The 13,007-nt window shown below is 39.4% G+C and carries 14 protein-coding genes and 1 riboswitch; of the genes, 7 read left to right on the forward strand and 7 right to left on the reverse strand.

Going from position 1 to position 13,007, the window contains the following annotated elements:
* Positions 1-21 precede the first annotated feature (21 nt).
* Positions 22-780 carry an IclR family transcriptional regulator gene (locus M028_RS0122560; RefSeq protein ID WP_026575858.1) on the reverse strand — a complete coding sequence of 253 codons (759 nt, stop codon included), beginning with the start codon at positions 778-780 and terminating at the stop codon, positions 22-24.
* Between the two features lie 418 nt (positions 781-1,198).
* Here M028_RS0122560 and M028_RS0122565 point away from each other — a divergent pair, with 418 nt between their 5' ends.
* The gene (locus tag M028_RS0122565) at positions 1,199-1,855 is read left to right on the forward strand and encodes a 5-bromo-4-chloroindolyl phosphate hydrolysis family protein (protein ID WP_026575859.1); all 657 of its coding nucleotides are present in this window, start codon (positions 1,199-1,201) and stop codon (positions 1,853-1,855) included.
* Positions 1,852-3,030 (forward strand): toxic anion resistance protein, encoded by a 1,179-nt coding sequence (locus M028_RS0122570; protein ID WP_026575860.1) that lies wholly within the window; start codon positions 1,852-1,854, stop codon positions 3,028-3,030. The genes M028_RS0122565 and M028_RS0122570 overlap by 4 nt, the downstream gene beginning before the upstream one ends.
* 59 nt (positions 3,031-3,089) lie before the next feature.
* Here M028_RS0122570 and M028_RS30860 read toward each other — a convergent pair whose 3' ends face one another.
* Positions 3,090-3,926: a M15 family metallopeptidase gene (locus M028_RS30860; protein WP_081810866.1), complete on the reverse strand. Its 837-nt coding sequence runs from the start codon at positions 3,924-3,926 to the stop codon at positions 3,090-3,092.
* A gap of 308 nt (positions 3,927-4,234) precedes the next feature.
* Between M028_RS30860 and wecB the strand changes: the two genes are divergently transcribed.
* The 3 genes from wecB to M028_RS33035 all read left to right on the forward strand — a co-directional run bounded on the left by wecB (position 4,235) and on the right by M028_RS33035 (position 6,249).
* Entirely contained in the window at positions 4,235-5,380 is a 1,146-nt protein-coding gene (wecB, locus tag M028_RS0122580; RefSeq protein ID WP_026575861.1) for a non-hydrolyzing UDP-N-acetylglucosamine 2-epimerase, read from the forward strand.
* A 55-nt stretch (positions 5,381-5,435) separates the two neighbouring features.
* Positions 5,436-5,825, forward strand: coding sequence for an SMU1112c/YaeR family gloxylase I-like metalloprotein (gene gloA2 / locus M028_RS0122585; protein WP_026575862.1), 390 nt, complete (start codon positions 5,436-5,438; stop codon positions 5,823-5,825).
* A gap of 57 nt (positions 5,826-5,882) precedes the next feature.
* Positions 5,883-5,974, forward strand: a riboswitch (cyclic di-GMP riboswitch).
* Positions 5,975-6,075: 101 nt separating this feature from the next.
* Positions 6,076-6,249: a hypothetical protein gene (locus M028_RS33035; RefSeq protein ID WP_155925749.1), complete on the forward strand. Its 174-nt coding sequence runs from the start codon at positions 6,076-6,078 to the stop codon at positions 6,247-6,249.
* A gap of 89 nt (positions 6,250-6,338) precedes the next feature.
* Here M028_RS33035 and M028_RS0122600 read toward each other — a convergent pair whose 3' ends face one another.
* Positions 6,339-6,509, reverse strand: coding sequence for a hypothetical protein (locus tag M028_RS0122600; protein ID WP_026575864.1), 171 nt, complete (start codon positions 6,507-6,509; stop codon positions 6,339-6,341).
* Positions 6,510-6,705: 196 nt separating this feature from the next.
* A complete protein-coding gene (locus tag M028_RS0122605; protein WP_026575865.1) occupies positions 6,706-7,782 on the reverse strand; it encodes a multicopper oxidase domain-containing protein in 1,077 nt (358 codons plus the stop codon).
* Between the two features lie 311 nt (positions 7,783-8,093).
* On the opposite strand from M028_RS0122605, the gene M028_RS33435 reads away from it, so the two are divergent.
* Positions 8,094-8,240, forward strand: coding sequence for a hypothetical protein (locus tag M028_RS33435; RefSeq protein WP_197031459.1), 147 nt, complete (start codon positions 8,094-8,096; stop codon positions 8,238-8,240).
* A gap of 60 nt (positions 8,241-8,300) precedes the next feature.
* Here the strand turns inward: M028_RS33435 and M028_RS0122615 are convergent, their stop codons facing one another.
* Together M028_RS0122615 and M028_RS0122625 are read right to left on the reverse strand one after the other, a co-directional pair.
* The gene (locus tag M028_RS0122615) at positions 8,301-10,142 is read right to left on the reverse strand and encodes a bifunctional diguanylate cyclase/phosphohydrolase (RefSeq protein WP_026575866.1); all 1,842 of its coding nucleotides are present in this window, start codon (positions 10,140-10,142) and stop codon (positions 8,301-8,303) included.
* 171 nt (positions 10,143-10,313) lie between these two features.
* Positions 10,314-10,907 (reverse strand): DUF5317 domain-containing protein, encoded by a 594-nt coding sequence (locus tag M028_RS0122625; RefSeq protein ID WP_026575867.1) that lies wholly within the window; start codon positions 10,905-10,907, stop codon positions 10,314-10,316.
* A 516-nt stretch (positions 10,908-11,423) separates the two neighbouring features.
* Here M028_RS0122625 and M028_RS0122630 point away from each other — a divergent pair.
* Entirely contained in the window at positions 11,424-12,305 is an 882-nt protein-coding gene (locus tag M028_RS0122630) for a CPBP family glutamic-type intramembrane protease (RefSeq protein WP_026575868.1), read from the forward strand.
* Positions 12,306-12,337: 32 nt separating this feature from the next.
* Here the strand turns inward: M028_RS0122630 and M028_RS0122635 are convergent, their stop codons facing one another.
* Positions 12,338-12,967 carry a hypothetical protein gene (locus tag M028_RS0122635; RefSeq protein ID WP_026575869.1) on the reverse strand — a complete coding sequence of 210 codons (630 nt, stop codon included), beginning with the start codon at positions 12,965-12,967 and terminating at the stop codon, positions 12,338-12,340.
* Between the last annotated feature and the right edge of the window lie 40 nt (positions 12,968-13,007).

Here is a 13,007-nt window from a genome sequence, read left to right on the forward strand (position 1 = left end):
CAGGTACATAGAGGATGTTTTTTATGTCTGGCTATAACCCAGCCGTTTAGAAATTTCTTCTGTTGCTGCTTTTATTTTTTCGGAGAAAATCCGGATGTTTTCATTTTGGTAATTGGCTTCAATTCCTGCAATACTCATGCCGGCAATAACGTCACCTTTATGGTCGAAAATCGGTGCCGCAATCGCAGCCGTGTGATCCTCTAACTCCGAATAACTAATCGTATACCCATTTTCCTGTGCTTGGCGAATCGTCCTCAACAGCTCGCTCTTATCGGTAATCGTTCCCTTTGCAAAAGATTTAAACTCTGCTGAATCCAAATAGCTTTGAATTTCTTGCTCGGGTAAAAAAGATAAAATCGTACGAGCACAAGCACCCGCATACAACGGGCTCCTTCTGCCGATGGCGGTATATAAACGAACCTTCTGGTTTGTATCAATTTTTTCTATATAGATTGCCTCTTCGCCTTGCTTGACAATCAGGTTGATCGCCTCCCCTACATCATCATGCAGCTCCTGCATAATTGGATAGGCAATTTTTCGGATATCTAGTCTTGATGAAACGAGGTGACCAAACTTAAGAAAGAGCAGCCCTAAGCGATATTTGTTATCCGGCCCCTTTTCTAAAAACTCCATTTCTTCTAAGGACATTAACATTCGATAAACGGAAGTTTTCGGAATCCCTGATAAATCAATCATTTCTTGAAAGGTTAAGGCCGCATGATCTTTAAATAAATTTAAAATATCCATTGAACGGACAACCGTTTTATTTTTATGATTCATAGTGTTACTCCTTTTAAAAATAAGGATTTGTTAAAGAACAATGTTGATTTTTACAAAAGTTGATTGGAGCGGAAGGTGCGACACTCCCGTGGAAAGCGTGCATCCTGGAGCGGAAATCAACAACAAAGTTTAACACAGCCAAAAATATAGGTATAAGCTGCTTTTCTATTATAATAACAAATTTGTGGCAGGGATTGTAAGTGGAATCAACAATATTCGTCTCGGTGCCTCATAAGCTAATATATACGTCTTAGGTCTTAGTCTTTTTTACATTTCCAGGTCAATGGAAAGCAGGATTTTTTTCGTGTATTGTTGAAATATGGAAGAGCAGTACATGATTTTTACAATAGAATGAAACATTCCTTCCATGTTGCTCGTATGAATAAGGAGGACTATTAAGGTCAGGAGTCGATTTAACATGAACCCAATCATTTCGTTGATTATTCGATCGTTTGTCGCCGTACCGATGACGGTTATTGTTTGGCTGATTAGCAATTTTGCGTTTAACCAACCCTTCCTGCTTTCCAGTGCATTTGCGATTGCTGCTGGGGTGATCACACATTTATTCCTTGGCTTGTATATGCAAACACGATTTTTAAAAAAGCATCGGTTAACTCGAAAAGAATATTTATATATTATGAAAAATCTATCAGAGGCCAAGCGGAAAATTCGCCGCTTGAATAAGGCGCTTTTTGGAGTCCGCGATATTACTTCGGTTAAACAAAGAATTGAAATCCATCGCATCGCAAAAAAAATATATAAGATCACAATGAAAGAACCGAAACGCTTTTATAAAGCAGAGCCCTTTTATTTTTCCCATCTAGACTCCGTGGTAGAGCTCTCTGAAACCTACGGATTTCTCTCAACACAGCCGAAAAAGAATGCGGAACTAGAACGGTCGTTAGCTGAGACGAGGAGAACGGTAAATGAATTGAACAAAACCTTGGAAGAGGACTTGTATAAGCTGATTTCCGATGATATCGATCATTTAAATTTTGAAATTGATGTGGCGAAACACACGATTAAGAAGGAAAAGGAAGCAAAATTCGATGATGAAAACAGGTGGTTGAAATGAACGAAAACAATGTAAATAAAACGGGAAATTTATTAGACGACATTCTCGCCGATCCATTTGGCGACCTAGAAACCTCCCCGGTGCAAAAAGCTGTCCTTCAGAAGACTCAGTCAGATGACAGGCCGGTAAAACTCATTGATGTCATCCCCGAGGAAAATCGGGCAAGGGCTTATCAGATTGCCGAGCAAATTGACCCGGCCAACCACCAGGCGATGATTTTATATGGCACGCAGGCACAAGGGAAGCTGCTATCCTTTTCCCATGCTATGCTTGAACATGTTCAAAAAAAGGATGTCGGAGAAATCGGCGAAATTATCAATGATCTAATGAAGCACCTAAACCAGGTGAATCCGGATGAACTAAAGGAGGGCAAGCCGTCCTTTTTTGCCCGTATGTTCGGAAAAATTTCAAGCTCGATGCAAGAGGTGCTTTCCAAATATCAAAAAACGGGGGCACAAATTGATCGTATTACCGTAAAACTAGAGCGGAGCAAAAATGTGCTGATGTCGGATATCAAATTGCTTGAGCAGCTTTATGAAACCAACAAAGAATACTTTCATGCGTTAAATGTGTATATTGCCGCAGGGGAGATCAAGCTAGAGGAAATGCATGAAAAAACTATTCCACAGCTGCGTATAGCAGCCGAGGCAACCAATGATCAGATGAAATTCCAGGAGGTCAATGATATGCTCCAATTCGCTGATCGTTTGGATAAACGCTTATACGATTTAAAGCTGAGCCGTGAAATCACGATTCAGAGTGCACCGCAAATTCGCTTGATTCAAAATACAAACCAAGCTCTAGTGGAAAAAATCCAGTCTTCGATTGTAACGGCGATTCCGCTTTGGAAGAATCAAGTGGCGATCGCTTTGACGCTAATCCGACAGCGCCACGCAGTTGAGGCCCAAAAACAGGTTTCCAAGACGACCAATGAGCTATTGCTAAAAAATGCCGAAATGCTGAAAACCAATACGATTGAAACCGCCAAAGAAAACGAACGTGGCCTCGTCGACATCGAAACCTTAAAGAAAACCCAAGAAAGCCTGATCACAACGTTGGAAGAAACCATGCGCATCCAAGAAGAAGGCCGCAACAAACGCCGCATTGCCGAACAAGAACTCGCTGCTATGGAAAATGACCTAAGAATAAAACTCCTTGAAATAAGAGGGAAATAACATTCGACAAAAATCGGGTGGTGCCAGGCACCACTCGATTTTTGTCGAATTTCCCTCCGCTATTTGTTTACCGGTGTCGCATTATAATATTCTTCTAACGTAATTCCCTTGTCCATAATCTTGGTGGCAATTTCTTTGCCCACGTAACGGATATGCCAAGGTTCGTATTGGTAGCCGGTTATTGCTTCTTTGCCTTTAGGATAACGGATGATAAAGCCGTACTCTGCTACATGCTTCTCCAGCCAAATGGCTTCTTTTGTTCCGCCGAAGCAATCAGAGGCAGCGCATTTTCCGTCTCCCCCGGTCACATCAATTGAAAGCCCTGTTTCATGCTCGCTCGTGCCCGGCAGCGCACTGTAAGTCCGTGCCTTTTCATATCCATCCCGATTCACATAGGTACTAAATAAAGCAACTTGGGTAACGTGTGAACGATAGGCCGACACACCTAACAGAATCACTCCATCCTTCTTCGCCCCTGCAAACAGCTTTTGCAGTGCATCGGCTGCTTCCTTGCGCATTTTTCGCTTATCCGATCCCACTGGCGCCCCGACAAAATCAACTTTTGTAGCAACTAAGTCCTTCGGATTATAGTTATCCGGGAGTTTATTTTGCTTGTTTACTAAGACCGGAATACTCTCCGGATTTGACACCGTCTGGATGCTGTCGCCCTTCGGTTTTTTTACCGTAGATTTTTTAGGGCTTTCTGTTTTATTTTGGTTTTGCTGATCCGGTTTTGTTCCAGTATTTGTATCGGTTTTTGGAGGAGTCGTTTGCTCCGTCTTCGCTTGATTTGTTTCCTTTGGCTTTTGTTCTGCATTCTGGCCAGTAAAGCTGCAGGCTGCTAAAGAAAACGTTAGGACAAAACAACATGCTCCTGTTGATAATAATTTAAACATTTCAAAACTTCCTTTTTTATAAAATGATACAAGAGAGCTCACAAAAAATGCCCCTATGTTTTTTGACGATCATAAAAATACGAAGTTACAACCTTGTGAAAAAGATATCTGTAACCGTGACGCCATTCTCTAGAATAACAAAAATATCAGCTAGTTTAAATGGAAATTTCTAAGGAATTAGACTCAAATATAGAGTGGAATTCTCGACATAAACCCTGACCCATGACCTGATTTCCTTTGTCCTTTTTATAAAATTTGGTATCATGAAGTTGGACGATTTTGCCAGTAGATACACTTTGGAGGCTCATATGGAGAAAATTAAGGTAATGACCGTTTTTGGAACAAGACCGGAAGCCATAAAAATGGCTCCCCTTGTAAAGGAACTTGAGAAAAATAATGAACAAATCCAATCAATCGTGACGGTAACAGCACAGCACCGGGAAATGCTGGACCAGGTTTTACATATTTTTCAGATCACGCCCGATTATGATTTAAACATAATGAAAGCGAGGCAGTCACTGATTGATGTGACAACCCGCAGTTTAGAAGGCTTAAATGAAGTATTTCAAGAAGTGAAGCCGGATATTGTCCTTGTTCATGGCGATACAACGACCACTTTTGTTGCCAGCCTTGCTGCCTTCTATCATTCAATTCCAATTGGACATGTGGAGGCTGGACTGCGGACAAGGAATAAATATTCACCATATCCGGAGGAAATGAACCGCCAACTGACGGGAGTCTTGGCCGACCTGCATTTTGCACCGACAGCTCAGTCCAAACAAAACCTACTAATCGAAAATAAAAAAGAAGAAGCTATTTTTGTCACCGGAAATACGGCTATTGATGCGCTAAGCACGACGGTGAAAAAAGATTACTCCCATCCAGTTCTAGAACTACTAGGAAGCAGCCGTTTGGTGTTAATGACGGCCCATCGCCGTGAAAATACCGGTAAGCCGATGGAAAATATGTTCACCGCCATCAGAAGATTGGTTGAAAAACACGAAGATATCCAGGTTGTCTATCCGGTTCATATGAATCCGGTAGTCCGTGAAATTGCTGGCCGAATTTTAGGTGAGAATAATCGAATTCACTTAATTGAACCACTTGATGTGATTGATTTCCATAATTTTGCTTCAAGAGCGTACTTAATTTTAACCGACTCAGGAGGTGTGCAGGAGGAAGCACCGTCATTAGGGGTACCCGTTCTCGTTTTACGTGATACAACCGAGCGTCCGGAAGGAGTCGAAGCGGGGACCTTAAAGCTTGCCGGAACTGAGGAGGAAACGATTTTTCAGCTTGCCGACGAACTATTAACTGACCAGCAGGCCCATGATAAAATGGCGAAGGCGTCAAACCCATACGGAGACGGCCATGCCTCCGAACGAATTGTCGAAGCAATTCTTTATCATTTTGGTGTTAAAAAGGGAAGACCGGTTAACCTGGGTGAAAATTAATTACCCTTGTCTTTTGACAGGGGTTTTCTATGTATAAAAATCATGAGGTGTCTTAATGAATTTATTAAAAATCCACCATGTTGCCATTATTTGTTCAGATTATCAAAAATCAAAAGATTTTTATGTCCGAATCTTAGGGTTGACTCCTAAAAATGAGGTGTATCGATCAGAACGGAACTCCTATAAGTTAGACCTTGAGGTGAATGGCGACTACCAAATCGAGCTGTTTTCCTTTCCAGACCCGCCAGCCCGCCCGAGTTATCCGGAGGCAGCAGGGCTAAGACATCTTGCCTTTGAAGTAGGGGGAATTGAGCAGGCTGTCCACTATTTAAACGAACAAAAGGTGGAAGTGGAGGCAATTCGGGTCGACCCGCTGACAAATAAGAAGTTTACCTTTTTTGCTGATCCCGATGGACTTCCAATTGAGCTCTATGAAAGAGGATAGGCCTTTTTCCCCTTTAAAACGCTTACATGTTGGAATATATTAGTGATAACACATCATCGTACGAAACGGCAAACCCATTGAAAAATGGTGACGCAAAACTAGAGGGGCTAATGTTTTTTATAAAAGAAAAGCCAACCCACGCTGCAAAGGATACTACTTTTCTCTTGCTAAAAATAATGCCAGCCAGTTACCGAACACGAACACGAACACTCCTGCGATTTTGTGTAAAACAAAAAGGGAGGCCATATGTGTGAAAAATTTTATCACCAAAGGAAAGTATTATTGGCATTTATTTCAGTACCGCCACAATGAACTGCTTCAGCAGGACTGTCTCTGCGAGGAGCTAAAATCAAAATTAAAGGTTAAAGCCATCTACCACAACAGTAAGGCCGTTGAACTAGCACACCAATGTGATGAAGCTTAATCTTTACAAAAAAGCCTAGGAAAATATCCTAGGCTTTCAGTAGGTTTATTAAAAACGACTGTTTAACATTGAGATTTGTCGGTTAATCATTAAAAATCAAACTTCTGAACAAAATTACAATTAGAGCAGGCCCGGCCAATCAGCCGATGGGTTTTGGCGTTTTCGTAATAAATTTCTTCTAATCCACATACAGGGCATTCGATAATGTGGAAAATTTGTCTTTCTCCTAAGATTGCATCCAACAAAAATTCAAAGTGCACGCTAACCGCCCCCAAATCTAACTTTTCTCTACCATAACAAATACTAGATGAGAGATTAGAAGAATATTGTCAGATGAGAGCAAAATTTTTTCGACAACATCTGAGACGGAAAGAAAGCCGGCCCACTGGACCAGCCATCCTTCATCAATTTTGGGGGAGGGGTTAAAACTAATTTTCAAATCTTTTCGACTGCCTATTAATGTTTAGCTGTATCAGGTTGTGCAGGCAGTTTACCATCTTTCGTAACAATTAATTTAGCAACTGAACCTTTCATCGCCTGATCAAATTGGTGTGACAATACTGAGTATGTTCCTTCTTCTACTACAGTAAATTCCACGACTGCCCCGCCGCTAGCAGGGATCATGACAGATTGCATTCCTTTAAGGTGGTTATATGTGTTACCATCAAGATATACATCATCAAATACTGTACCTACAACGTGGAAGCTAACAGGTTGTGACATACCTACATTTTCAAAGTATAAACGAACCTTATCGCCAACTTTCGCAACGAATGGAGTATCGCCAACTTTACCATTTGCGAGTTCCCGAACATTCATCGTATAGTGAGAAGGATTTCCATTCTTCATGTCTTCGGCATTGCCGCTATCAAACCATTCGTTATTAACCACTACATACTCTTTATCTACTTTATTAGGATAAGGATTTGCATTATCTTTAACAATGATGGTACCAACCATACCATTCGCAATATGCATCATAACGGGAGCAGTACCACAGTGATACATAAATACTCCGACATTGCTTGCTTTATAAGTGAAAGTACCTTTTTCATTCGGTTTGACATCAGCAAAATTCTTAGTCGGTGAAGTATGCACAGCATGGAAGTCCATTGAGTGATTTACAGTTGGGTCATGATTCTCTAATGTAAAGTTGATTGTATCGCCTTTATTCACAATAACAACCGGTCCGGGAGCTTCGCCATTGAATGTCCAAGCTTTATATAATACATCTGGTGCAACTTGCACATCTGTTACGGTTGATGTCATGGTTACATTAACCTCATGCTTACCAATACGTTTAATTTTAACTGGTGTAGCTTTTTCGTTCATATTTTTCTGAGTAGGCAGGATCGTATTTTCATTCACATATTTACCATGGCTCATATTTTCCATAGTATCATGGTTTGCAGAAGTACTTACTTGTGGAGTCTTATTGGCGTTTTTTTCAAGTTTCAAGTTCGTCGTATTACAAGCACTTAATACCAACATGGAAGTCATCATCACCGCTGCAACTTTTCCCACTTTTTTCATTTTAATTCTCCTCCATTAAACTTCATTTTTTATAAAAAAGAATAGTTTTGTATGTCATAGTTAGTAGTCTCTAGCGCCTAATATCCTTGGCTTTTTTAAGCCGGTCATGTAATCTGATTACACTTTTATTCTATTCTCGGGGGGATGTGGCACGAGTGATGAAGGTCACTTAAAAAGAGGTGCCTAGTGAACAAATTGTGAAATGATGAGCAAGGTAAACATAGTGAAAAACATAGGTATATAGTTTGCGTGAATAAGCGATATTTGGGGCATTCTAATAGTGGAAAGTATAATAATTTGGAGGGATCAGTTTGAAAAAGGAACAGGATGAAACAAGTGAAGGTTTAAATCAAATATTTGAGGTAATCAATGCAAAAGGAGACACTGGGGAACTAAAGGAAATTGTCGAGAATAATGGAACAAATCCAAGTGAAAAACAAGATCAAGACGATGATTAAAAAAAGCCCCCTTCTCGCAAAAGGGGGCTTCATGTTAGTTCTTTTGATCGCTGTGTCTTCTTATCCATTCACCGCAACCAGTTCGGACTTCTCTTCTTCCTTCACATCATAAAGCTGCTTGATCATGTTAATAAACGGTTCAACGAATTGCGGGTCAAATTGTTTTCCGGAACAATCCCGTAACTCGACGATTGCTTCATTGAAGGTTTTCGTTTTTTGGTACGGTCTTTCCGTCGTCATCGCATCAAACGAATCAATGACACAGAGAATGCGGGCCAGCTTTGGAATCGATTTTCCAACAAGGCTATATGGATAGCCATTGCCGTCATAGCGTTCATGATGAAGCTCTACAAGTGGAATTAAGTCTTCGAGCTTTTTATTTGTTGAAATGATCTCCTTGCCCCACGTCACATGCTTTTTCATCATTTCCCACTCATGGGAGTCAAGCTTTCCTTTTTTATTTAATATATCGCGGGGGATTTCAATTTTACCAATATCGTGAATTAACGCACCAAGAATAAGCGTCTTCCGCTCATGGTCACTCAAGCACAACGTCCTTGAAAAATCAACGGCGTATTGGTATACCCGCTTACTATGCCGATAAGTGTAAACATCCTTTGAAAGGAAAATCTTTAACTGCTGCTCAGCCTCTTCTAGATCTTTTTCAAGAGAAAGGGAGCGACCGATGGAATACTCTGAATGCTCATTGAATACTTGAACCAGGTTTTTTCCTTGATCTTTCGCGGCGTACATCGCCTTATCGGCCTTATTGAGCAGCTCGGAAATATTGTAGGTTTCTTTTTCACATTGTGCAATTCCGGCTGAAAAAGATAGGCATCCGTATGGCAGTCCTTCTACGCCTTTAAAATAAGTATCATTCGCCTTTTTTCGCAGCTCATTCATAAATGAAAAGGCCTGCTTGCGGTCGGTATTTGGCATGAAGATGGAAAACTCTTCGCCGCCGTAACGGGCAACAGTATAATTTTTCGCTTCCGTTTCTTCTTTTATGATGGCGCCAAATTTCTCAAGTAAATAGTCGCCTTGAATATGCCCGTAAAGATCGTTGTATTTTTTAAAATCATCAATGTCCAGTAAAGCAACGCTTAGTAGCTGCTCACTTTCCTTTGCGACAACTAACTCTTTTTCTAAAAGCTCTTTAAAATACCCGTGATTATTAAGGCCGGTGAGAAAATCTTTGTTAGCTTTTTCTGAAATAGACTTAAACAAAAGAAAGTGTTGTTTAAATGCAAGTGATAATAAGAAAGCAATGACCGTAAATAGAAATAGACCAAATAATTTATCTGTATGCATTAGAATCGCTAAAACAAACGAGAGCATTAACGTACTTAAATAAGTGGCCAGGGTCTCCTTGAGGATGGCATTTAAAACACTAACCAAACTTTCTGCCATTGCTATTAAAAAGTAAATCCCAATCAATAGTACATTAATCACAAAATACATACATAAGGAAATGAAATAGGGGACTAAATTATGAATGTGGATACTGCCAACTGTGCCCCCAGTTATCTTAAAAGTATAATAGCCAAACAGGAGCATTAACGAATAAATCGCAAAATTAAATAGATGTTTCCACCAGACAATTTTTCTTTGTGTGAAAGCAAAGATGACTGAGTTGATCATCAATACATTAAATGTGACATTCAGGCCAAATAAAAAAAGACTGGCTAAATATATGGAAGAATCCATAGAAAGTGAGTTACCCTTTGGAGGCAAAAGAATCGGATAATGATTCAGTAGTAAAATCGCAATTGCTAGAGCGAAAATGGTAACCCATTCCAATAAAGAATGCTTGGTATAGTTATAAAAACTAATAAAAGTCAAAACTCCGATAGCTGAAACAGAAAATAGATATGTATTAGTAGGTGTTTTAAATAAGCGCATTCTGATCACTCGCAACAAAAAATTTGGAGAAGTTAGAAATTAACCTCTCCTCTTTATTATACTATTAAACTAGTCTAAATCCAGATGTTAACGCAATAATTACAGAGCCAATAATGATGGCATTGTACAATACACTTGTTAATTTGATGCCGTGTTTTTGTTCGTTTTTCATTATTTTTCACCTCCTTTCAAGGAGAGTGAAACTGACTTTGTTCCTTTTGAAAGTGGGTGATGAATCATAAGATGTTGAATAAAGAAGAAAATTCCAATATTCATAATGATGTCGCCGATGCTAATGATTTGTGTGCGAGGATAAGGCTTCGTGATGGGAATGATATCTCCTAAAATACCAAGATGAGTTGATGATGTTAACATCGTGTGCTTTGCGTATAGTCCTTCTTTAAGAGCAGTTACATAACCTGGGTCTAGAACGGTAGCTGCTTCTAGCGAGACCGGCATTCTTCCACCATTCAAAACCATAACGAGAAAATTAAGAAAGACTCCTGCTAAAATCAATAGAAATCCAGGGTTCTTGCGGTTCAACCATAAAAAGATTAAACCAATTACATAAACTGCAATGTATATGGAACCGCTTACCTTTCCGAGAAATTTATAGTGGTTTTGTAAAAAGAACACAATCAATTCAATTGCCAATAACAGTGGAAACATCCAACCCCACTTAAGTTTCAGGTGTGCTAGCGCTCTTACATTGCCTTTTCGTAAAAATCCAACAATAAAGGAAAGAATAATTCCGTCAAATACCATAAAAAGTACCTTCCTATGATCATATTTTATGGAACAATAGTAATATTTTAAATTCCCAATTGAGTTAAAATATTCCTAAAATAATGATAAATGATGGAAAATATTGAAGGCAAGTATATTTTGGGGGAAAGGTGAAAAATATGTCTATAGCCTTATAAAATTGACGGATTTTGTAAAAAATTGTTTGTAAATAGGTCTATTTATGTCGTTTTGCGAAAAATACGAAACGCGAAAATTTCTATGGCAGAAAAATAAACGTCTTAGTTCGATTATTATTTGAAAATCTATTCCTAATTAAGCAAATATAATTCTAGTCATTAGCAATCAAAATTGATTAAAATGAAAATAACGATAGAGATATTTGCCTATCCATATGGTAAGTTATTAGTATTACAATCTAAAAAAGGGGAAAAACTGATGACACGAAAATGGAAATGGCTGATTGCCTGTTCCTTTTTTCTTCTTTTCTTAAATGGAGTTGGATTTTTCGCGGTGCATTTCTTGAGGAGGTAAGAGATGTACATAAAGGAAGGGGGAAGAAAGATGATGACAACCAATCTAACGAAGCCGATTTCAAAAAAAATGCTAGCGGCCATCCTTGTTATAACGCTTGGTGCTGAATTTGTTCTTTATTTTATGAGATACGCCTATTTGGCAGGTACTTTGTATGATGCGATTATGGTCTCGTCTTTCTTTATTGGCTGGAAATTGAATCACAGACTTGTTGACGAGACCAGTGGACGGCCGACAAGTCGCCAACGCGCCCTTCAATTTACCGGAGCCTTCCTAGTTTTTTTTATTGGGAGCACCATTATCAATATTTATTCGAATCTAGCCTTTCCAGCCTTTAACAAGAATTACGATCAATATGTTCAAGTCTACACTGACCCGCAAACCACCGTTGGCGGAGCCACTTCTACGTTTTTTTCGACGATTGATAGCGTCGGTTCTGATTTATATAATGATACACTTGCCGGGCTCGAAGAAGTTTGGCGCTTAGGCTATATCATTCTTGTTTTGATTGTCTGTAAAAAGATTTTCCCCCGCCGTTGGGAAAACGGCTCAAGGGACATATTTATCTTATTTGCCCTCTTTTTCACATCGATTCTCTTTGGTATTGACCATACATTGGATACTGTCCAAACCTGGCCCGTCCGGATTGGAGCGATTGTAACCTTTGCCAATATGGGACTGATTTTAGGACTAATTCTATTGTGGACACGAAGCCTCTGGGTGACGGTCATCGTCCACTCGGTTTACGATATTACAACCACCTTGTCATGGAATTATTTTCATTATGCGGTTGAAACCTTTGCCCTTGCCGCCTTTATTCTTCATATTATTCTTTTGAAATTTGAAAAAACACAGCAATCGCAATCCATAGAACTCACAGATTAAAGGGGATGCCACCTAAGGCATCCCCTGTATTATTATTCACCATATATATAGGAATGATTTTTATACCAATATTGAATGGTTCCATCCTCGTACTCTTTATGCTTTATTGAAGTCCTCCTAAAAGCACGTATTAAACGATCCTTTTCCAACTCCTGCTTTACATATAATTGGTTCAAAGAGGGTGTCATACCTGTTAGATTTTTTTTAAGCATTTCAGTTAAAATGTTCAGTCGTTCTTCGTTTACTGCAAGAAAATCCTTCTTCAGTTCTGAAAATCCAGCAGGGACCTTTAACTCTTTTGCCTGCTCGTTTAGTTTACTTTGCAGAGATAATGCTTGAATCATTTCGGTTCTGGAAGTATTCGGTTCAGATTGAATATTAGCTAATACTCGATCGCCCTTCTTATTCAGATCCTGTGCCTTAGCTAAATAGCTAATGAAGGCTTCTTTATTTTCAATAGATTTCTTGTTGTAAAGCGTTAAAGAAAAAATGAGAAGGACTAAAATGAATAAAACCGTTCCTGTATTCCTAAATCCCTTCTTGTCACGGTCGGACTGTTGCATAACTTTGGGCTGATTGTTTTTTTGTTCTGTTTGAAGAAGCCCGTTTATATGCAGTTCTTCAAGCTCTTGACGGATCTTTTGTTGCGCCGGGGTCAGCATCTTGAACCTCCAGAAATAGTAGAATTATTTAAACTGTTAC

Source organism: Bacillus sp. UNC438CL73TsuS30 (assembly GCF_000482325.1).
Taxonomy (GTDB): Bacteria; Bacillota; Bacilli; order Bacillales; family Cytobacillaceae; genus Neobacillus.